Source organism: Parolsenella sp., from assembly GCF_982402205.1.
On record NZ_CEVYAT010000002.1, the window covers coordinates 1 to 19,575 of the forward strand.

Consider the following 19,575-nt stretch of genomic DNA (forward strand, 5'->3'; position numbering starts at 1 on the left):
ACACCGAGGTGCCGCCGTGCTCCTGGGCGAGGTTGTTGATGAGCTCCTGGATCAGGACCGTCTTGCCAACGCCGGCGCCGCCGAACAGGCCGGTCTTGCCGCCGCGAACGTAGGGCTCGAGAAGGTCGATGGCCTTGATGCCGGTCTCGAAGATCTCGGTCTGGGTCGTGATGTCCTGGAACTGTGGGGCCGGACGGTGGATCGGGTAGTACTGGACGCTCTCGGGGATGGGGGCGCCGTCGATCGGCTTGCCGGCGACGTTCCACACGCGGCCGAGGGTGGCCTCGCCAACGGGCATCATCATGGGCGCGCCGGTGTCGTGGACGCGCAGGCCACGCTGCAGGCCGTCCGTGGACTCCATGGCGACGCAGCGGACGACGTTGCCCGGCAGCTCGCTCTCGACCTCGAGGGTCACGTTGATTGCGCCAATGGGCGTCTCGCCCTTGACGACGAGTGCGTTGTAGATCGCGGGGACCTTGTCGTCGAACTTGACGTCGACGATGGAACCCACGATGCGGATGATGGTGCCATCGCCGGCGCCGCGCCTCATGTAGTCGAGGGCGGCCTCCTCAAGCACCGTGCGCTTCTCAGTGGTTTGTGCCATCAGTTGTCCTCCAATGCGGACGCGCCGCCGATGATCTCGTTGAGCTCCGTGGTAATGGAGCCCTGCCTCACGCGGTTGTACGTGCGGCTCAGGTTGGTGATGACTTCCTCGGCGTTCTCAGTCGCCGAGTGCATGGCGCGACGGCGTGCGCCATGCTCGGCCGCCGCAGAGTCAAGCATCGCGTGGAAGATGACGGTGCGGACATAGGCCGGGATCAGGTAGCCAAGCACCTCGGAGGCGGAGGGCTCGAACTCGAACGGACTGTTCAGGTCGTGCTCGAGCGTGCTCATGGCCTCGGGGTTGCGCGGCTCGTTGGGCATCTTGAAGGCGTCCGGGTTGATCGGCAGCAGCTGCTCGTTGACGAGCGTCTGCTCGACGCGGTTCTTGGCGTGCCAGTAGATGAGCTCGACGCGATCGATGGAGCCCTTGGCGTAGGAGTCCATCACGTACGTGGCGATCTGGTCGGCCTGGTCCATCGTGGGCTCAGATGAGGTCCCGGTGAACGAGATGGTCGGCTCGACGCCGCGGTACTTGAAGAAGTCCGTGGGCTTGCGGCCACTGGTGATGACCTCGTAGCTCACGCCCTTCGCCTTGAGCGCGTCGATCTTGCGCTGCACGTCGCGCTGGGGCTGCACGTTGAAGCCACCGGCAAGGCCGCGGTCCGAAGCGATGACGATGAAGAGAACCCTCTTCTCCTCGGCATGCTTGGCGAGCAGCGGCTGACGCTCGTCGAGGCTTGCGCCCACGACGGCACCCATCATGCGGCTGATGGCGTCCTTGTACGGCTCGGCCTCCTCCGCACGCTCAAGCGCGCGACGGATCTTCGCCGTGGAGACCATCTCCATGGTGCGCGTGATCTGCATGGTCGCCTTGACCGACGAGATGCGCCTCTGAATTTCGCGGAGATTCGACATGGGCCGATGCCTTACGCCTTCCCCTGGTCGTCCGAAGCGGTCAGCGCGGCCTCGGCCTCAAGATCTGCCTTCCTCGGGTGCTGGAGGAGGAACTGCTTCTTGAAGCTGGCGATGTGACCCTTCAGGCGCTCAGCGGTGTTGTCAGAGATCTTGCCGCCACGGACCTCGCGACGAAGCGCCTCGTGACGCTCCTGCATGTAGGTGGCCAGCTCGTTGCGGAAGGTGCAGACCTGGTCGACGTCGAGGTCGTCGAGGTAGCCCTCCTTGCCGGCGAACAGCACGATGATCTGGTCGGCAACGTCGAGAGCGGCGTAGCGCGGCTGCTTGAGGAGCTCCGTCATGCGGGCGCCGTGGGACAGCTGGTACTGTGTCGAGGCGTCAAGGTCGGAACCGAACTGCGCGAAGGCCTGCTTCTCGGCATAGCTGGCGAGGTCGAGTCGCAGCGTACCGGCAACCTGCTTCATGGCCTTGAGCTGAGCGTCGCCACCGACTCGGGACACGGAGATGCCCACGTCGACAGCAGGGCGCTGGCCCTGGAAGAACAGGTTGGACTGCAGGTAGATCTGACCGTCCGTGATGGAAATCACGTTGGTGGGAATGTAGGCCGAGACGTCGCCCTCCTGCGTCTCGATGATCGGGAGCGCCGTGAGCGAGCCGCCGCCGTTGGCGTCGGAGAGCTTGCAGGCACGCTCGAGCAGACGAGAGTGCAGGTAGAAGATGTCGCCGGGGTAGGCCTCGCGTCCGGGCGGACGGTGCAGCGTAAGCGACATCTGACGGTAGGCCACTGCCTGCTTGGACAGGTCGTCATAGATGACGAGAGCGTGGCCGCCGGGGTGCGTGGCATCGGCGGGGTTGCCGTTGGCGTCGTTGTACATGAAGTACTCACCGATGGCAGCGCCGGCCATGGGGGCGATGTACTGCATGGGCGCGGAGTCGGCGGCGGTGGCGGCAACGATGACCGTCTTGTCGAGGACGCCGTGGGCCTTCAGCGTGCCCTTGATGGCGGCGACGGTGGAAGCCTTCTGGCCAATGGCAACGTAGACGCAGACCATGTCGGTCTTGGCCTGGTTGACGATGGCGTCGATGGCGATGGCCGTCTTGCCGGTCTTGCGGTCGCCGATGATGAGCTCACGCTGGCCGCGTCCAATGGGCACCATCGCGTCGACGGCGAGCAGGCCCGTCTGGACAGGCTCGCAGACCGGCTGGCGCTCCATAATGCCGGGGGCCTTGAACTCGATGGGGCGGCGATCGGTCGTGTCGATGGGGCCACGGCCGTCGATAGGCTGGCCAAGGGGGTTCACCACGCGGCCGAGCATGGCGCGGCCCACGGGGATGTCCATGACGCGGCCCGTGGTGCGGACCTCGTCGCCCTCCTTGATGGCATCGACGTCACCGAACAGAACGGCGCCGACCTCGGACTCGTCGAGGTTCTGGGCCAGGCCAAAGACGCTCTTGCCCGACACGGAGCTGGTGAACTGCAGCAGCTCGCCAGCCATGGCGCTCTTGAGGCCGGAGATGTGCGCGATGCCGTCTCCCACCTCGGTGACGACAGACGCTTCCTGCTCATCAACCGTGGCGTTGATCTGCGACAGCTGCTCGCGCAGCGTGCGCATAATCACGTCGGAGCTGATCTTGTCTGCCATTAATCCTCACTTCCCATGAAGGTCGAGGACAACGTCTTGCGGATGTTCGCAAGCTGGGCGCGCACGGAGGCATCGTAGCGGTTGCCACGAGCCTCGAGTACGACGCCGCCGATGATCGACGGGTCAACGCGCTCAACCAGGTAAACCGGGGCGTTCATGTCCTTCTCGGCCTTGGCAATGACCTTCTGGCGAAGGTCGTCATCCAGCGGGACGGCAGTCGTCACCGTAACGGAGACGGTCTTGTCCTCGCTGTCGAGAATGTCCTTGTACGTGCGGGCGACGTCGCCAACGAGGCTGAGGTCATCCTCGCTGCGCATGGCGGCGAGGGTCTCGAGAACCTCGGGCGAGAACTTGAGGGCGTGGTTCCACTGGACCAGGTCCTTGTTGGCCCTGCCCTCCTGACGCGCGGCATCGATGAGGGCGCGAGCGTACTTCTCGGACTTCTCCTGATCGCTACGCTTCGTTGTCATGACCGGTGCCCACTTCCGCGAGGTACTTCTCGGCCAGCTTGCGCTGGTCCTGCTCGCTGAGGTCGTTGCCAATGATCTTGCTGGCGATCTCGACGGACAGGTCGACGACGGAGCTCGAGAGCTCGATCATGGCCTTGCGGCGCTCGGAGGCCACGGCATCGTGCGCCTTGGCGACGGTGGCGGCGGCGTCCTCCTGGGCCTTGGCAAGGATGCGCGAGCGCTCGGCCTCGGCCTCACGCTTGGCCTTGACGATGATCTCGTCGGCCTCGCGGCGCCCCTCGGCGACCTGCTGCTGGTACTCGCGGTGCTCCTTCTCGGCGGCGAGCTTCTCGTTGGCGGCCGCGTCGAGATCCTCCTGGATCTTCTGCTGACGCTTCTCCATCATGCCCAGGATCGAGGGCCAAGCGAGCTTAGCGAGGACGACCCAGATGACGAGGAAGGCAATGAGGGCGGGGATGAACTCCGCCATCTTCGGAAGCAGAAGGTCCGCACCGCTTGGCGCCTCGGCGAGTGCCGGCGTCGGGACAAGGGTGCCAAGGGCAGCGATGCCTGCGGCGAGCCCAAGCCTCTTAGTGTTGCTGTTCATTCGTGCCTCCACTGATCGTTTTCGACGTTCGCAAACCTTAGGAGATCAGCGTAACGACGAAGCCGATGAGTGCGAGGGCCTCGACGAAGGCGGAGCCCAGGATGAAGACCGTGAACAGGCGGCTCTGCATCTCAGGCTGGCGCGCGATGGCCGACGTGGCGCCGTAGGCGGCAAGACCAATGCCAATGCCAGCACCGATAACACCAAGACCATAACCGATAGCTCCCACGATTCCTCCTTTGTTAGTCGCCCAATGCTTATCCCGGGCGATTCGTGAGCGTTGTCTATGCGCTGCGGGACGGGCCCGCGAGTTGCCAATGATGTGCGGCGATGCCGCGAGGCTGCTAGTCGCCCTGCTCGGCGAGCTGGATGTAGACGGCGGACAGCAGCGTGAAGACGTAGGCCTGGATGATGCCGACCATGATCTCGACCAGGTAGATGATGATCAGGATGGCAACCCAGAACACCGAGGCGCCCGCCTGGCCCAGGGCCATCAGAGAGAAGCCCTGCAGCAGCGGCTCAAAGAAGAGCGAGGCCAGGATGGCGAAGGCGCCCATGACCACATGGCCGGCGAACATGTTGCAGAAGAGTCGGACGGCCAGGGTGATCAGACGCAGGAACGTCGAGAAGAGCTCGATGACCCACACGAGGATGTTGATCGGGAAGGCCACGCCCTCGGGCGCGAGGCTCTTGATGTAGCCGATGACGCCCAGGCGCTTGCAGCCCACCACGATGAAGTAGACGAACGAGCACAGGGCCAGCGCCGCCGTGACGCCAATCGTGCCGGTGCCGGGGTGGCAGCCGGGGATGACGCCGATGATCGAGTTGGCGCAGATGAAGAAGAACAGGGCAGCCAGGAAGGGGAAGTGCTTCTTCCAGGTCTGCTCGCCAACGATCGACTTGACCATGTCGTCGCGCACGAACTCAACGACATACTCGACGCCGTTGACGAATAAGCCCTTGGGCACGAGGCTCTCGGCCTGCTTCTTCTTGAACACGAACAGGACCACGAGCATCAGGGCAAGCGCGATGGCAAGCCAAAAGATGTAGGTGGTGAGACCCACCGTGGTATCGCCCACGATGGCGTGGGACATGAAGCTATCGAGAAGAGAGTCGATCTCCTCGGGAAGCTTGTCTAGTGGAGACATGCATCGTCCTTTCGCTTGCCCCGCAGCGGCACCTAGCCGCTCGCTTTCCCGCGGGCTGTCTGCGCCCGTACGGTGTCTGGGATTTTACCCCTTGTACGGGATAGTATTTCCCAGCGAAGACCGTACGACGGACTCGCGTCGCACGCTCCTCCTTCTAAATCCGAATGGGCATACTAGCACTTCCGCATTCGGGTGGTAACACTATTTTTTGCGGGGTCTGAGCTTGTTATTTCCATAAGCTGTAAAGTTCGAGCTACCGCGCTTGTTACGCTCGCCGAATTTTTTCTCGCGCTCATGGATTTCTGGATGAACGGGGCCGTTCGCCTCTTAGGGGAGCCTGCGCCAGGTGACGAGAGCGGCTACCGTGACGCCGGCGAGAAGTGCGAGCGCCGCCGAGACCGCTACGGGCACAAAGGCCGCCGGGTTGGCGCGCCTCGCGAGGGCCGCCCCCACCAAGATGATGGCGGAGGAGACGATGACGCACGCAAGCCCGCTCTTGACGCCGGGGCCCTTGCTGCCCCGCGCAGCCGAGCGCGTGAGCACAACGGCGAAGGGCGCCGCCCCGGCCAGGCCTAGGACAACGCCCGCGAGAATCTGTGCGGCCACGACTAGAGCGTTCCGAAGATGCGGTCGCCGGCGTCACCCAGACCGGGCAGGATGTAGGCGTGGTCGTTGAGCTCGCGGTCGACGGCGCAGGTGTAGAGCCGCACGTCGGGGTCGAAGTCGAGCACGGCGCGCACGCCCTCGGGGGCGGCGACGAGCACGAGCAGGCGGATGTTGTTCACGCCCGCGCGGCGGAGGTACTCGATGGCCGCGGTAGCCGAGCCGCCGGTGGCGAGCATCGGGTCGACGATCAGGCAGGTGCGGCTCTCGACGTCGCTGGGGAGCTTGCAGTAGTACTCGCGCGGGACGTGCGTCTCGGGGTCGCGCTCCATGCCGACGTGGCCCACACGGGCGGCCGGGATGAGGTCGAGAATGCCGTCGACCATGCCGAGGCCGGCGCGCAGGATGGGCACGATGGCGACCTTCTTGCCAGCGAGGTGCTGGCAGACGCAGGTCTCGAGCGGCGTGGTGACCTCGACGGACTCGAGCGCGAAGTCGCGCGTGGCCTCGTAGCCCTCGAACATGGCAAGCTCGCGCACGATGTCGCGGAACTGCTTGGTGCCGGTCTGCTCGTCTCGCAGGATCGAGAGCTTGTGCTGCACGAGCGGGTGGTCGACGACCGTGAGACGGGCCGACTGCTCCGGCGTGAGGTTGAGTCTGTCTGTGTTCTCCACGTTGTGCTCCTTTATGAGGGCGGCCGCCGCTTGAGCGACGGCCACGCGCATGTCGCGCTCGGGGCGCGGCCGTTCCTGGCAGCTGGCGCTACTTGCGCTCGTCCTCGGCCATGATCTTGGCGACGCGGCCCGTGTGGCGTCCGCCGCCGAACTCGGTGGTGAGGAAGGTCTTCACGAATTCGCAGTTGTCCATCGGGGCGGTGAAGCGGCCCGAGAGGCAGATGACGTTGCAGTCATTGTGCTCGCGGCACAGCTCGGCGAACTTGTTGGTCTGGACAACGGTGGCGCGCACGCCCGGGACCTTGTCGGCGGTCATGGCCATGCCGATGCCCGTGCCGCAGATCAGGATGCCGCGATCGGCCGTGCCCTCGGAGACGCGACGGGCGACCTTGTCGGCGAAGTCGGGGTAGTCGACGCGGTCGGCAGTCTCGGGGCCCAGGTCCTCGACCTCATGGCCAAGGCCACGGACGAAGTCGCAGATGACGTCCTTCTGGCAGAAGCCGGCGTGGTCGGAAGCAACGACGATGCGCATGAAAGCTCCTTTGTTACGCATGAATGTGACGTCAGAAGCGTACCACGCGCGGCGGATGCGCGGCGGGTCGCACAATGTCCCTAGCTTATCGTGCGGCGAACGGCCTCGTGCCAGCCCTCGAGGAGCTCGGCGGCACGCTCGGCGGGCATGGCGGGCGCATAGGCACGCTGCCCCTCTGCGAGGCTCGCGAGCTCCTCCCGGTCTGCCCAGAAGCCGCAGGCAAGGCCCGCGAGGAATGCCGCGCCCAGCGCGGTGGTCTCCGCACAGCCAGCCCGCACGACGTCGATGCCGAGAAGGTCTGCCTGGAACTGCATGATGAAGTCGTTGTTGGCCGCTCCCCCGTCGACGGCGAGCGCGGAGAGGGCGTGCCCCGAGTCCGCCTCCATGGCCTTGAGGATGTCGTAGGTCTGGTAGGCCATGGACTCGCAGGCAGCGCGCACGAGACGGGCCCGGTCGGTGCCACGGGTGATGCCCGCGATGAGGCCGCGGGCGGCGGGGCGCCACCAGGGCGCGCCGAGACCCGTGAAGGCCGGCACCGCGTAGCAACCGCCCGCGTCTGGCACCGACGAGGCGATGGCGGCCGTGTCGCCGGCATGCTCGATGAGGCCCAGGCCGTCGCGCAGCCACTGGATGACCGAGCCGGCCTGGAAGACCGAGCCCTCAAGCGCGTAGTCGACCCGCCCGCCCTCGGCGATGCCGATCGTGGTGACCAGACCGTTTTGCGAGGTCACAGCCCTGCTTCCGAGATTCATGAGCATGAAGCAGCCAGTGCCGTAGGTGTTCTTGACACCGCCGGGGTCAAAGCAGCAGTGACCAAACAGCGAGGCCTGCTGGTCTCCGGCAACGCCCAGGATGCGCGGGTGATGGCGCATGATGTCGGCACTGACCTCGCCAAAGCTGCCCGACGAGGGACGTGGCTCAGGCAGCATCGAGCGGGGCACGCCAAAGATCTTGCAGAGGTCGTCGTCCCAGTCGAGGCGATGGATGTCGAAGAGCATCGTGCGGCTGGCGTTGGTGTAGTCGGTGGCGTGGACGCGGCCGCGCGTGAGGTTGTAGATGAGCCAGGTATCGACGGTGCCGCACATGAGGCCGCCCGCTTCGGCGAGCTCGCGCGCGCCCTCGACGTTGTCGAGGATCCAGGCGATCTTCGATGCCGAGAAGTACGGGTCGGGAACGAGGCCGGTGCGCTCGCTGATGAGGTCGCCGTAGCCCTCCTCCACGATCTTCTCGATGCGGCCCTGCGTGCGGCGGCACTGCCAGACGATGGCGTCGTAGATGGGCTGGCCGGTCTGGCGGTCCCACACGACGACCGTCTCGCGCTGGTTGGTGATGCCAATGGCATGGATGCGGTCTGAGTGGATACCGCTCTTGAACTGCGCCTCGATCATGCAGGCAACTTGGGCCGAGAGAATCTCGACCGGGTCCTGCTCGACCCAGCCGGGGTGAGGGTAATGCATCGTGAGCGGACGCTGTGCCACGGCGACCTTGCGGCCATACTCGTCAAAGAGAATGGCGCGCACGCTCGTGGTACCCGCGTCGAGCGCCATGATGCAACCCTCGGGCGCCGCCTGCACGCCCATCGCGTCGTCGTAGGCCGAATCTATGACGCTGTCCATGATCGTTGCCATCGCAAGCCTCCCATCAGTTGATTGCAACCAGTGTAGGAAGGTGCGGACGCGTGACGACGATGCTGTCGGTGGACGGCCCGGGCGCCGCAGGCCCCTATGCGGAGGCGACGATGCGAGCGACGAGCTCGGCGGGGATAGGCCCCTCGCGAATGATGCGCGGCTCGGCGTCGGTGGCGTCGACGATGGTCGAGGAGGCGCCGTCGGGCGTGGGGCCGGCGGCAAGCGTGAGGTCGGAGGCCTCGGCGATGCGGCGCTCGATGTCGTCCGAGGTGGCGGGTGCGGGCATGCCATGGGTGTTGGCACTCGTCACCGCAAGCGGCCCCACCTCGCGAGCAAGGGCGCGCACGAGGTTCGAGTTGGGAACGCGCAGGGCAACGGTGCCATTGCGCTGGTAGTCTGCCGGCACGTCATCGCTCGCACGGAGCACAAGGGTAAGGGCACCAGGCCACAGGCGGTCTGCGAGGGCGTGGGCCCACGCCGGCACGTCACGGGCCAGGCGGTCGAGTTCGGAGGCATCGCTCACAAGCAGCGGCAGCGTCTGGGAGAGGTCGCGGCGCTTGATGTCGAAGATGCGGCGATGGCCGGGGTTGTTGGGCGTGGCCGCGGCACCAATGCCATAGACGGAGTCGGTGGGCATCACGACGACACCGCCCTCGCGCAGCACGGCGGCGGCGTCTGCCACGACCTCGGGCGCGGGGCCGTCCTGGCTGCACTCGACGATGCGGCCGGCGGCCTGGTGCTTGGGTGCCACGGCGGGCAGCTCGCCCGCGAGGCGCGCGACGATGAAGCGCGTGCGACCCGTGAGGTCGCGACGGATCTCGACGCTTGCCCACACGCCCTGCTCGCGCGCGAGGGCAGCGGCGGCATCGAGGCAGTCCTCGTGCAGCTCGACGGCCATGAGGCCGCCGGGCACGAGCGCCATGGGCGCAAGCTCGAGCAGGCGGCGATAGATGTCGAGGCCGTCGGCGCCACCCGCAAGCGCGAGCGATGGCTCGAACTTGGCAACCTCGTCGGGAAGGATGCGCATCACGTCGTCGGGTATATAGGGCGGGTTCGAGACGAGCACGGCGAAGGTGCCCATGAGCTCGGGCGACACGCCGGCGGCAAGGTCGCACTCGACGATGTCGATGGAGCTGGCAAGGCCCAGGGCGTCGCGGTTCTTGCGCGCGAGGGCCGCTGACATGGGCGAGATGTCGGTGGCGACCACCTGGGTGCCGGGGCGCTCACTGGCGATGGCGCAGCTCACGCAGCCGGTGCCGCAGCCAATCTCGAGCACGCGCACGGGGTTAAGCGCGCGGGCGGCGTCGATGCCCTCGAGGGCCGCATCGACCAGAAGCTCGGTTTCGGGGCGCGGGATGAGCACGCCGGGGGCGCAGGCAACCTCAACAAAGCGGAAGCTCGTCTTGCCCGTGATGTACTGAAGCGGCTCGCCCGCCGCACGACGCTCGATGAAGCCGTGCATGAGCGAGAGCTCCTCGAGCGAGAGGGGCTCGTCAAAAGCCATGTAGAGGCCCGTGCGGTCCTTGCCCGTGGCGGCGCAGAGCAGCCACTCGGCCGAGAGGCGCGCGTGCTCGTCTCCCTTGCGTGTGAGGTAGTCACGCGTCCAGGTGAGGCAGCGGTTGATGGTCCAGACGTTGTCCTGTGCCATGGGAACTCCCGGGTTGGCATTGACGTTGCAGGCGCGGCGAGCGCGCGAAGGTACTACGTGTGCGAAACGCGCCTAACTATCATGCCTGGGGCCGATAATTAGGCGCGCTCGACGCACGTCATGGTTGGCTTGCGGGTGCGGTGGCGCCGCGGGGCTACACCTGCTGAGCGAGCTTCTCGGCACGGTCGGCCGCGGCGAGGGCCTCGATGACGTTGGAGAGGCCGTCGCCAAGCAGCACCGCGTTGTAGGTGCTGTTGAAGCCGATGCGGTGGTCGGTCACGCGGTCCTGCGGCTGGTTGTAGGTGCGAATCTTCTCGGAACGGTTGCCGTGTCCGATCTGGCTCTGGCGCTCGGCACCCAGCTCGGCCTGCTGACGCTCGAGCTCGGCCTCGTAGAGGCGGGCGCGCAGCATCTGCATGCAGACCTCGCGGTTCTGAATCTGGGAGCGCTGGTCCTGCGACTGCACGACCGTGTTGGTGGGCAGGTGCGTGATACGCACGGCCGAGTAGGTCGTGTTGACGCACTGGCCACCAGGGCCGGAGGCGCAGTAGGTGTCGATGCGCAGCTCGGTGGGGTCGATCTGGATGTCGATCTCGTCGGCCTCGGGCAGCACGGCGACGGTGGCCGTGGAGGTCTGGATGCGGCCCTGGCTCTCGGTCTTGGGAATGCGCTGGACGCGGTGGACGCCGCTCTCGTACTTCATGACCGAGTAGACCTTGTCGCCCGTGACCTTGAACTCGATGGTCTTGAAGCCGCCGGCGTCGGACGGGCTCGAGGACAGGACCTCGGACTTCCAGCCCTTCTGGGCAATGAAGCGCTCATACATCTTGAACAGGTCGCCCGCGAAGATGCCGGCCTCGTCGCCGCCCACGCCGGCGCGAATCTCGACGATGGTGTCCTTCTCGTCGTTGGGATCGCCAGGGATGAGCATGAACTTGATGTCTTCCTCGAGCTGGGGGAGCTTCTCCTCGTTGGCGGCGATGTCCTCCTGCAGCATGGCCTTCTCATCGGCGTCGGTGGCTTCGTGCAGCATCTCCTTGGCCGCCTCGATGTCGTCGAGGGCACCGAGGTACTGGCGGGCGGCGGTCACGAGGTCGGTCTGGGAGGCGTGCTCCTTGGCAAGGCGCGCGTACTCCTTCTGGTCGGCGAGGACGGCCGGGTCGGAGAGCTTCTTCTCAAGCTCCTCGTAGACGGCAATGAGCTTCTCGAGCTTGTCGCGCATGGGAACTCCTTGGGATAGCTGGCCGGGGCAGGGCGCCACGCCGGCCAAAGGGCGATTCGACACGATTGAGGGGCGGCGGGCACAAGGCCGGCGCCGTCTTGGACAAGGTAGCTAGAGCTTGTCACACCTCAGGTACATGAATCCCCTTTCGCACAATTGCTCGTATCATACCCCGAGATGGTTGGGGCGGCCACCCGCACCCCTCGCCTTCGCGAGAGCGACACGAGCGAGAGCGTTCTGGTGGGCGGCAGACGTGCCGTGGGGCACGAGGGCAAGTCAAGAGCGTGCCACAGCGCCTGGCGGCCGGCAGGCCATCAGCGAGTCAGGCCGCGCCGCCGAGCTCTCAACCGCATCAAATGGGTAACCTACCAACTACGATTGAGACGCACGAAACCGCGCCCACAGGAGGACACATGCCCAACAAGCCCGAGCCGCTCTTCGTCAACGGCCACTACGTCTACACGCTGAGCTCGTACGACCCCGTCGAGGTCACGCTCACGATTCCGCACCTCTCCGACGACGAGGTGGGCATCGCCATGGGCTCGCTCATCGCCCAGCACGGCTGGAACAGCGCTGACGTCCCCAGCGACGCCTGGATTGCCGAGAACATCACGGGCATCTCCAACTTTGACGAGCTCAGGCAGGCGGTGCGCGAGGAGCTCGAGGCCATCAACGACCAGTACGTCGAGTCGACCAAGACCGGCCTGTGCGCCGAGAAGCTCGCCGGGCGCCTTGAGCAGAGCATTCCGGCCGAGGCCGTGCAGCGCTCGCTCGACACCCTCTACCAGGGCATTGCCATGCAGGCGCACGACGCCGGCCTCTCCCCCGAGCAGGCCATCGCGTCCATGGGCATGACCCCCGACGAGTTCGAGCACGCCATGACGCACGAGGCAGAGGGCCTTGCCGCCCAGGACGCCGCGCTCGACGCCATCGTCGACGAGTACGCCATCTTCGTTGACGAGACCGAGGTACCCGAGCTGCTGGGCGTCTCGCCCAAGGACGCCCAGTCCATGATCGAGGACGCCAAGGAGCACCACGACTTCGACGAGATGATGGCCTTCTGCCGCCGTCGCAAGGCCGTTGCCGCCGTGGCGCGCGACGCCAAGTACACGATGGAGCACGAGACGGCCGAGCAGGCGGCACAGCGCGTGGCCCAGATGCGCGCCCAGCTCGACGCGATGGCGGCGGGCGAGAAGGGCGAGGGCGCGGGCGGGGACGACGATCAGGCGAGCGGCCACCCGCACCTCGAGCTTGTCTAGCCAACACGGACGACATGGGGGCGGCCGCCAGTGGGATGGTCGCCCCGAACAGAAAAAGGGCCCGCGCTGCAGGTGCAACGCGGGCCCTCGTTCTTGCCTATGAGAGCGAATGCTACTCGGCAGCGGCCTCGGTCTCGGCGGGAGCCTCGGCGGCCTCCTCGGCAGGAGCCTCAGCGGCAGCCTTGGCAGCCTCGGCAGCGGCCTTCTTCTCGTACTCGGCGGCACGCTTGGCCTTCTCGGCAGCCTTGGCCTCGCGCTCGGCCTTCTTGGCAGCGGCGGCCTCGGCGGCCTTGGCCTCGCGGGCGGCCTTGGCGGCAGCGGCCTTCTCGAGCTGGGCGGCAGCGGCGCCACCGAACTTGTCGGCGAAGCGCTGGACGCGTCCACCGGTGTCGACGAGCTTCTGCTGGCCGGTGTAGAACGGGTGGCACTTGTCGCACAGGTCAACCGTCAGAGAGGGGACGGTCGAGCGGGTGACCCAGGTGTTGCCGCAGCTGCAGCGGACGGTGCACTCGACGTAGTCGGGGTGGATACCATTCTTCATGAGCAGGACTCCTTCTTGCTTCGCGCCTGGTTCCGACCAGGCTCTGGATGCTCCCGCGTGCGTGCACGCGGGATGCCCTGGTTTCCGACCAGAGCGTACAAGCCTTTGAATGGTAGCATGGCACCAGTTCTGTGTCACGAAAAAGTCGCGAAGCCGCCGCTCACGCGCGTCAGGCTCCACGCCTTCATCACCTTGGGAGTCGCCATGTTCCTTGCGATTGACGTTGGCAACAGCCAGACAACGATTGGCCTGTTCGAAAGCGGCGCCGTGCAGCGTCACTGGCGGCTCAAGACCGACCGCCTCGACACGGCAGACGAGCTGCACGCCCAGCTGCGTTCCTTCCTCGCCCTCGAGGACATTGCGCTCGAGAATGCCGAGGGCGTGGCCGTTGCCAGCGTGGTGCCCCAGCTCACCGCCATGTGGCGCCGCGCGCTCATCGACGCCACAGGCTCCGAGCCCTTCGTCGTGAACGCGGCGGCGGCGAGCGCCATGCGCATCGACATGCCCTACCCCGAGCAGGTGGGTGCCGACCGCATCGCCAACGCCGTCGAGGCGCACGCAACCTATGGCGCGCCCGCCATCGTGGTCGACTTTGGCACCGCCACCAACATCGACGTGGTCGACGCAAGCGGCTCCTACCGTGGCGGCTGCATTGCCCCGGGCCTCATGCTCTCTGCAGCTGCCCTGTTCGAGAAGGCCGCAAAGCTTTCGAGCATCCCCATCGAGGTGCCGCCCGCGCCCATTGGCGACACCACCGAGCACGCCTTGCAATCTGGCCTGGTGCTTGGCGCGGCGGCGCAGGCCGAGGGCCTTGTTGCCCGCATCAAGGCCCAGCTTGCCCGCGAGCAGGACGCCGAGAAGATCGACTGCCCCGTCATCGCGACGGGCGGCCTTGGCGGCGTGGTGGGCCAGGCAACCGACGTCTTTGACGCCGTCGACGTGGACCTTACCCTGCGCGGCATCTGCCGCATCTGGCAGCAGGCAAGGTAGCAGCCGACGCGCCGCCTGGGCGGCGCACATCGAAATGATGAGGGCGGCAGGGACGTTCGAATCCCTGCCGCCCTTCTCATCGACCTTGAAGATGAGGCAGGAGGGCTGCCCCTCCGTCTCATTTAGCGAAGGCTTGCCTGCTCGGGCGAGATGACAAGCTCGCGGCCATCGGCCAGGTGCACGGTGGCGCGGCCCCAGACGTCGACCGCCGTGAAGGTGCCCTCGGCGGCAACGCGACCGTTGGGATAGACGACGCTCGTCTCGTGCCCCATCAGGGCCAGATTGTCAAAGAACTCGGAGAGGATGGGCGCGAGCGGCCCAGCGGCGCCGCGGCCAGCCCTGACGTCCGCGGCCCAGGCATCGACGCGCGCGCAGATTGCGCGGGCAAGAGGCTCGGCGTCCTTCTCGGACAGGAGGCCCGCACACGTTGCCTCGCAGACGGCAAACATCCCCGCCTCGCCGGTGCCGGCGTGAACGTTCAGGCGGCAGAGCTCGCTCGTGGCATGGCCGTCCCCGTCCGCGAGCACGACGTCGCCCGGCCACGCGAGCGTGGCCGCCGGGCTCTTCTCGCGAAGGGCATCGAGGGCACCCAGCGCGCAGACGGGGCGCAGGCCCATGAGGTGCCCCATGGGCACGCCAGGACGCAGCAGCACCGCTAGCCGCAGCGCGCCATCGACGGCCTCGCACAGGCAGGCGCCAGATGCCTCGCCGGCACGTCCGCGCGCGATAAGGTTCTCGGTTACTCCCATGCCAGCTCCCCCAGGTCGGCGCGGACAAGACCCACGCGCTGCTCGCGCGGCAGAACGCTCACGCCCGCATGCGCGAGGAAGCGCACCGGGTCGTGCATGAGGTCCTCCATGGGCACGATCACAAAGTCGCGCTCGCCCAGACGCGGGTGCGGCAGCGCCAGCTTGCGGCCAGCGTGCGTCTCGCCCTCGACCCACAGAAGGTCAAGGTCGATCGTGCGGGGACCGTGCCCCTCCTGACCGGCAGGGCGCGTGCGGCCCAGCTTCTTCTCGATCTCGAGCAGCTCGTCGATGAGGACGAGCGGAGCGAGCTCGGTGCGAATCTCTGCCACCGCGTTGGCGACCGGCATCGCGATGCCGTAGGCGGGGTCGGTCTCGTAGGCGCGGCTCACGCCCGTGACGCACGTGAGCGGGATGGCGTTGATGAGCGCGGTGGCGCGGCACAGGTAGTCGAGGCGGTCGCCCACGTTGGAGCCAAGGGCCACGAAGGCACGACGCGGGTCGGGGTGGGCAACGGACCAGTAGGAGTTGAGCGCCTGGGAGACGCCGGCCACGTCATGGACGCGCAGGATGCGGGCGCCGGCCTCGACGGCGGCGATGCAGACGCCGGCGGTGGCGGCATCGCGCGAGGCGGCGTCTGTGACGCCGGAGACCGCGCCCACGAAGCGCTTGCGCGAGACGGCGCAGAGCACCGGATAGCCCATCGAGACCATCTTGGCATTGGCGCGCTGGATCACAACGTCCTCGTCGGCGAGCTTGCCAAAGCCGGGGCCCGGGTCAATGCAGATGCGCTCGCGGGCAACGCCAGCACGCATGAGCTCGCGGGCCTGGTCGCCCAAAAAGCCCATGACGCGGCGCATGATGGGGGCGGACTCAGGCAGCGTGAAGCGGCGGTTGCCGCCGGCAAGCGTCACCGTTGAGCTCGTGACGCCACGGGCGCTGCGGCGCATGACCTCGTCGAGGCGCTCGGCGGCCTTGGCGTCGGCGCGCTCGACCTCGGTGGGGGTGCTCTTCTCGGCAGCGTTCTTGTCGCCCACGTCCTTGTCGGCATGGGCCGCGGCAGCGCGGGCCGCGGCGGAGGAGTCGAGCGTGACCGAGCGGCGCGGCACGCGCTCGGAGACCTCGCCCGCGTGCATGACGATGCAGCCGCAGTCGCTCTCGACCGCAACGCGCACCATCTCGGGGTTCGTGAAGCCCGTGACGTCATTGACGATGGCGGCGCCAAGCTTTATGACAAGGCGGGCAACCTCGGGGTGGCGCGTGTCGATCGAAACGATGGCACCGGCGTCAACGAGGGCGCGCACCACGGGAATGACGCGGCGGGCCTCCTCGTCGGGCGAGACCGGGCGAAAGCCGGGGCGCGTCGACTCGCCACCAACATCGATGATGTCGGCGCCGTCATCGAGCAGCTTGAGGCCCCACTCGATCGCGGCCTCGGTGGTGTCGTGAGCACCGCCATCCGAGAAGGAGTCGGGCGTTACGTTGAGCACGCCCATGATGCGCGGGCGCGCGAGCGTGAGGGCGTGCTTGCCGCAGTGCCAGGTCATGAGATCTTCTCGAAGCATAGGCACCTCTCCGTCGTGATTAGCTCTCTCGATTGTAGCGGGCGGGCAGATTTCGCGCCGTCGCGCGGAAAGCCAACACAGAACGAGGCCGCGGATGACACGCGTGTCAAAAAAGGGCGGCCCCAAAAGGCCGCCCCATCTAACGCTATCTTCCGGGAAGAACCCGGCGGCTTCCCTACCTCTCGCTTCGCTTGCGAGCAATCACAGAGCCAGCGACGGCAACAACGCCGAGAAGCGCGACGGCGAGGATTGCCGCGTTGGCACTATCGCCGGTCTGGGGCAGGGCGGTATTGCCCTTGCCGCTCACAGGCTTGCCGGGAATAACGGACAGCTTCGCGATGGGCTCGGTCCTGGTCTGGGTCTCGAAGGCCGTGTTCTCGAAGGTGGCGGTATACGTGCCCTCGCCCTCCTTCAGGGTCGTGGCGGGAGTGGTCACCTGGTAGGAGGCCTTCACGGTCTCCTCCTCCACGTGGCTGGCGTCACGCTTGCAGACGCGCTTGGCGGTGCAATACCAGTCATCGCCCTGCTTGGCCCAGGCGTACTCGGGCTCGCCCCAGTCGTGGCCGAGCGGATCGAGGACTTCGGTCTTGGTCTGGGACTTAAAGCACTTATGGGTAAAGGTGGCGGTGTAGGCCCTCTCGCCCTTCTCGGTGCAGGTGGCCTTGTCCACAGAGGTTGCCTTTACGGTCTCCTCGAGCGGCCAACCGCAGTAGCCGCACTTGGCGTGGCCGGTGCAGTACCAGCCATCCTCCCTCTGCTCCCAGACGTAGTCTTCCTGATCGACGTAATTATCCTCGCTCTCGCCGTCGGTGTAGCTGTGCGTGAGCATCTTGCCGCCGGACCAAACGAGCTCGCCGTCGATGATGACGTCGGTGCGGCCGGTGCTGTTGGTGCTTGCCTTGCCACCAAAGCCAAAGAGCTGCGAGCAGGTGGTGTTGTCACGGTGCGCGGTGGCGGTGCTGTTGGTGATGTTGAGGACGTACTTGTACGACCCCATGTCCGAGTCGTTGATGTTCATCGCCTGCTTGTCGAGCCAGCCCGAGGTCGAGTTGAACGTGCAGTTGTTCACGTTGACGATAATGTCATGCTTGCCGGCGCTGTAATCGGTGAAGACATTAATGACCTTGCCGCTGGCGTTAAAAGTGCAGCCATCAAACGTCATGGTTGGCGAGCTGTACGTCCAGATGGCGTAGTCGCCCTTCGGGGCATTGAACGTCGTATTGTTGAACTCGGCGGACTCGTAGCCCCAGTAGAACGTCTTGCCGTTAACGACGCAGTCGTCAAGCACGGTCTTGTTGGCGCGAATGAAGCCAAGGTAGTCGGCACTGCCGGAACGCATCGTCATGTTCTTGAAGGTGACGGTGCCGGCGCCGTCGAAGGAGTAATCGCCGTTGTACTCGGTGCCAAAATTATCGGGGTTGGGAACCTCTGCACCGATGTTCCATGCGGTCTTGTCCGCGCCCAAGCCCACAAAGGTAAGGTCCTTGCCCTTGGTGAGGCCCTCGGAGCTCTTCCCGTAGAGGGTGTAGTTGCCCTCACCGAGCATAAGGGTGTCGCCACTCTCCGCCTGTTCGGTGGCGACGGCGATGTCGGTGTAGGTTGCCTTGGTGCGATCGTTAGTGATGCTCGGCTCGGCAGCCAGCGCCGGGATGGCGCTCACGAACAGGGCGCAAACCATGCTGAGAATGGCCGCTGCTACGACCCCCCCCCCGCTTAAACGGGGTTCCACACTTACGTTCCATTTGAATCTCCTTTCGACGCTCGCGCATCCGCCACGCGAAGCGAACCCATTGCCACGCCCGAAGTCATTAGGTCGATTGAAGTCAACCGATTTAATTAGAACGCCACATAATAATAGAACTTTCCCGTAATATACCTTATATACAATTAGTTAGGATCACTTCGACCGTCGGAGGCAATCTAGAAGTCGAACGCCTTGGCGATGTCGGCCTGGATGATGACGCTGGCACGCGAGCTCACGGGAATTTGATCGTGGTTCACAACCACGAGCTCCCGGCCAAGGAAGTAATCGACGAGGCCCGCCGCGGGATAGACCACGAGGCTCGTTCCGCCCACGATGAGCATGTCCGCCTCGCGAATGGCGCGCACGGACTCCTGCACCACGCGGTCGTCGAGGCTTTCGCCGTACAGGACCACGTCGGGCTTGATGGGACCACCGCACTCGGGGCACACCGGCACGCCGCGATCGTCCTCATGCTCGCGCGCCATAATCCACTCGGCGGAATAGGTAGCGCCGCAGCGACGGCAGATGTTGCGATGGACCGACCCGTGCAGCTCGAGCACGTTCTTCGAGCCCGCAGCCTGGTGCAGACCGTCGATGTTCTGGGTCACCACAGCAGTAAGCTTCCCCTCGCGCTCGAGCTCGGCGAGCTTGAGGTGCGCCTGGTTGGGCTTGGCGCCGAGCGCAATCATCTTCGTACGATAGAACTCGTAGAACTCCGCCGGGTGAGTCTCGTAAAAGCCGTGGGAGAGCATGGTCTCGGGAGGATAGTCAAACTTCTGGTGGTAGAGCCCGTCGACGCTGCGGAAGTCGGGGATGCCGCTTGCGGTGGAGACGCCCGCGCCACCAAAGAAGACGATGCAGTGCGCGCGCTCGACGCGGCGCGCCAGCTCGGCGGCCGCCTCGGACGCGTCGGTGATGGTAACGGCGTTGCTCATACTTCCTCCGTATACATAGGGCTTCTGAGGTCATGTTAGCGGACAGACATGTTATCCCAAAGGTAACCCTTTCTCGCATAAGTATATCTAGCTGCGGATTTGCAAACTAATGCAGCTTTTTCA

General features: G+C 65.9%; 20 protein-coding genes. 2 read left to right on the forward strand and 18 right to left on the reverse strand.

The genetic code is table 11. The features are described from left to right. The 13 genes from AC1VTH_RS00255 to prfA form a co-directional block, all read right to left on the reverse strand. Positions 1–604 (reverse strand): F0F1 ATP synthase subunit beta (locus tag AC1VTH_RS00255; protein WP_481334033.1); only part of this gene is annotated, 604 nt, incomplete at its 3' end. Beyond that, complete coding sequence (atpG, locus tag AC1VTH_RS00260; RefSeq protein WP_293824521.1) at positions 604–1,518, reverse strand: ATP synthase F1 subunit gamma; 915 nt, start codon at positions 1,516–1,518, stop codon at positions 604–606. The genes AC1VTH_RS00255 and atpG, both read right to left, overlap by 1 nt. Positions 1,519–1,529: 11 nt before the next feature. Next, the gene (gene atpA / locus AC1VTH_RS00265; RefSeq protein WP_293824520.1) at positions 1,530–3,161 is read right to left on the reverse strand and encodes a F0F1 ATP synthase subunit alpha; all 1,632 of its coding nucleotides are present in this window, start codon (positions 3,159–3,161) and stop codon (positions 1,530–1,532) included. Then, the gene (locus tag AC1VTH_RS00270; protein WP_293673492.1) at positions 3,161–3,631 is read right to left on the reverse strand and encodes a F0F1 ATP synthase subunit delta; all 471 of its coding nucleotides are present in this window, start codon (positions 3,629–3,631) and stop codon (positions 3,161–3,163) included. Before AC1VTH_RS00270 ends, atpA begins: the two co-directional genes overlap by 1 nt. Next, positions 3,615–4,217: a F0F1 ATP synthase subunit B gene (gene atpF, locus AC1VTH_RS00275; RefSeq protein ID WP_481334036.1), complete on the reverse strand. Its 603-nt coding sequence runs from the start codon at positions 4,215–4,217 to the stop codon at positions 3,615–3,617. Before atpF ends, AC1VTH_RS00270 begins: the two co-directional genes overlap by 17 nt. Before the next feature lie 37 nt (positions 4,218–4,254). After that, the gene (atpE, locus tag AC1VTH_RS00280; protein ID WP_293673490.1) at positions 4,255–4,446 is read right to left on the reverse strand and encodes an ATP synthase F0 subunit C; all 192 of its coding nucleotides are present in this window, start codon (positions 4,444–4,446) and stop codon (positions 4,255–4,257) included. Between the two features lie 115 nt (positions 4,447–4,561). Further along, the gene (atpB, locus tag AC1VTH_RS00285) at positions 4,562–5,365 is read right to left on the reverse strand and encodes a F0F1 ATP synthase subunit A (protein WP_293673489.1); all 804 of its coding nucleotides are present in this window, start codon (positions 5,363–5,365) and stop codon (positions 4,562–4,564) included. A 327-nt stretch (positions 5,366–5,692) separates the two neighbouring features. Continuing rightward, entirely contained in the window at positions 5,693–5,971 is a 279-nt protein-coding gene (locus AC1VTH_RS00290) for a hypothetical protein (RefSeq protein WP_301830514.1), read from the reverse strand. Between the two features lie 2 nt (positions 5,972–5,973). Next, positions 5,974–6,642, reverse strand: a complete 669-nt coding sequence (upp, locus tag AC1VTH_RS00295) for a uracil phosphoribosyltransferase (RefSeq protein WP_481334038.1) — start codon at positions 6,640–6,642, stop codon at positions 5,974–5,976. Between the two features lie 88 nt (positions 6,643–6,730). Beyond that, complete coding sequence (rpiB, locus tag AC1VTH_RS00300) at positions 6,731–7,174, reverse strand: ribose 5-phosphate isomerase B (protein WP_293673486.1); 444 nt, start codon at positions 7,172–7,174, stop codon at positions 6,731–6,733. Between the two features lie 80 nt (positions 7,175–7,254). Beyond that, positions 7,255–8,754, reverse strand: coding sequence for a glycerol kinase GlpK (gene glpK, locus AC1VTH_RS00305; RefSeq protein ID WP_481334076.1), 1,500 nt, complete (start codon positions 8,752–8,754; stop codon positions 7,255–7,257). A 142-nt stretch (positions 8,755–8,896) separates the two neighbouring features. Next, on the reverse strand, positions 8,897–10,450 hold the full coding sequence (gene prmC / locus AC1VTH_RS00310) for a peptide chain release factor N(5)-glutamine methyltransferase (RefSeq protein WP_481334040.1): 1,554 nt from the start codon (positions 10,448–10,450) through the stop codon (positions 8,897–8,899). Between the two features lie 154 nt (positions 10,451–10,604). Further along, positions 10,605–11,672 (reverse strand): peptide chain release factor 1, encoded by a 1,068-nt coding sequence (gene prfA, locus AC1VTH_RS00315; protein WP_293673485.1) that lies wholly within the window; start codon positions 11,670–11,672, stop codon positions 10,605–10,607. Positions 11,673–12,085: 413 nt separating this feature from the next. Here prfA and AC1VTH_RS00320 point away from each other — a divergent pair, with 413 nt between their 5' ends. After that, entirely contained in the window at positions 12,086–12,931 is an 846-nt protein-coding gene (locus tag AC1VTH_RS00320) for a SurA N-terminal domain-containing protein (protein ID WP_481334042.1), read from the forward strand. Positions 12,932–13,043: 112 nt separating this feature from the next. Here the strand turns inward: AC1VTH_RS00320 and rpmE are convergent, their stop codons facing one another. Then, positions 13,044–13,472: a 50S ribosomal protein L31 gene (rpmE, locus tag AC1VTH_RS00325; RefSeq protein WP_481334044.1), complete on the reverse strand. Its 429-nt coding sequence runs from the start codon at positions 13,470–13,472 to the stop codon at positions 13,044–13,046. A 204-nt stretch (positions 13,473–13,676) separates the two neighbouring features. On the opposite strand from rpmE, the gene AC1VTH_RS00330 reads away from it, so the two are divergent. Further along, positions 13,677–14,462 (forward strand): type III pantothenate kinase, encoded by a 786-nt coding sequence (locus AC1VTH_RS00330; protein WP_481334046.1) that lies wholly within the window; start codon positions 13,677–13,679, stop codon positions 14,460–14,462. A 122-nt stretch (positions 14,463–14,584) separates the two neighbouring features. Here AC1VTH_RS00330 and AC1VTH_RS00335 read toward each other — a convergent pair whose 3' ends face one another. The 4 genes from AC1VTH_RS00335 to AC1VTH_RS00350 form a co-directional block, all read right to left on the reverse strand. Then, complete coding sequence (locus AC1VTH_RS00335) at positions 14,585–15,211, reverse strand: hypothetical protein (RefSeq protein ID WP_481334047.1); 627 nt, start codon at positions 15,209–15,211, stop codon at positions 14,585–14,587. Beyond that, entirely contained in the window at positions 15,202–16,773 is a 1,572-nt protein-coding gene (gene folP / locus AC1VTH_RS00340) for a dihydropteroate synthase (protein WP_481334049.1), read from the reverse strand. The genes AC1VTH_RS00335 and folP overlap by 10 nt, the downstream gene beginning before the upstream one ends. 175 nt (positions 16,774–16,948) lie before the next feature. Continuing rightward, positions 16,949–18,451, reverse strand: coding sequence for an LPXTG cell wall anchor domain-containing protein (locus tag AC1VTH_RS00345; RefSeq protein WP_481334050.1), 1,503 nt, complete (start codon positions 18,449–18,451; stop codon positions 16,949–16,951). Positions 18,452–18,693: 242 nt separating this feature from the next. Beyond that, complete coding sequence (locus tag AC1VTH_RS00350) at positions 18,694–19,452, reverse strand: NAD-dependent protein deacylase (RefSeq protein WP_481334051.1); 759 nt, start codon at positions 19,450–19,452, stop codon at positions 18,694–18,696. Positions 19,453–19,575 lie beyond the last annotated feature (123 nt).

What these genes read in the sequence shown, in the direction of transcription:
- atpG (WP_293824521.1), bottom strand. Translation starts at nt 1,518, where the DNA reads ATGTCGAATCTCCGCGAAATTCAGAGGCGCATCTCGTCGGTCAAGGCG.
- atpA (WP_293824520.1), bottom strand. Translation starts at nt 3,161, where the DNA reads ATGGCAGACAAGATCAGCTCCGACGTGATTATGCGCACGCTGCGCGAG.
- AC1VTH_RS00270 (WP_293673492.1), bottom strand. Translation starts at nt 3,631, where the DNA reads ATGACAACGAAGCGTAGCGATCAGGAGAAGTCCGAGAAGTACGCTCGC.
- atpF (WP_481334036.1), bottom strand. Translation starts at nt 4,217, where the DNA reads ATGAACAGCAACACTAAGAGGCTTGGGCTCGCCGCAGGCATCGCTGCC.
- atpB (WP_293673489.1), bottom strand. Translation starts at nt 5,365, where the DNA reads ATGTCTCCACTAGACAAGCTTCCCGAGGAGATCGACTCTCTTCTCGAT.
- rpiB (WP_293673486.1), bottom strand. Translation starts at nt 7,174, where the DNA reads ATGCGCATCGTCGTTGCTTCCGACCACGCCGGCTTCTGCCAGAAGGAC.
- glpK (WP_481334076.1), bottom strand. Translation starts at nt 8,754, where the DNA reads ATGGGCGTGCAGGCGGCGCCCGAGGGTTGCATCATGGCGCTCGACGCG.
- prmC (WP_481334040.1), bottom strand. Translation starts at nt 10,450, where the DNA reads ATGGCACAGGACAACGTCTGGACCATCAACCGCTGCCTCACCTGGACG.
- prfA (WP_293673485.1), bottom strand. Translation starts at nt 11,672, where the DNA reads ATGCGCGACAAGCTCGAGAAGCTCATTGCCGTCTACGAGGAGCTTGAG.
- AC1VTH_RS00320 (WP_481334042.1), top strand. Translation starts at nt 12,086, where the DNA reads ATGCCCAACAAGCCCGAGCCGCTCTTCGTCAACGGCCACTACGTCTAC.
- rpmE (WP_481334044.1), bottom strand. Translation starts at nt 13,472, where the DNA reads ATGAAGAATGGTATCCACCCCGACTACGTCGAGTGCACCGTCCGCTGC.
- AC1VTH_RS00330 (WP_481334046.1), top strand. Translation starts at nt 13,677, where the DNA reads ATGTTCCTTGCGATTGACGTTGGCAACAGCCAGACAACGATTGGCCTG.
- AC1VTH_RS00335 (WP_481334047.1), bottom strand. Translation starts at nt 15,211, where the DNA reads ATGGGAGTAACCGAGAACCTTATCGCGCGCGGACGTGCCGGCGAGGCA.
- folP (WP_481334049.1), bottom strand. Translation starts at nt 16,773, where the DNA reads ATGCTTCGAGAAGATCTCATGACCTGGCACTGCGGCAAGCACGCCCTC.
- AC1VTH_RS00345 (WP_481334050.1), bottom strand. Translation starts at nt 18,451, where the DNA reads ATGGTTTGCGCCCTGTTCGTGAGCGCCATCCCGGCGCTGGCTGCCGAG.
- AC1VTH_RS00350 (WP_481334051.1), bottom strand. Translation starts at nt 19,452, where the DNA reads ATGAGCAACGCCGTTACCATCACCGACGCGTCCGAGGCGGCCGCCGAG.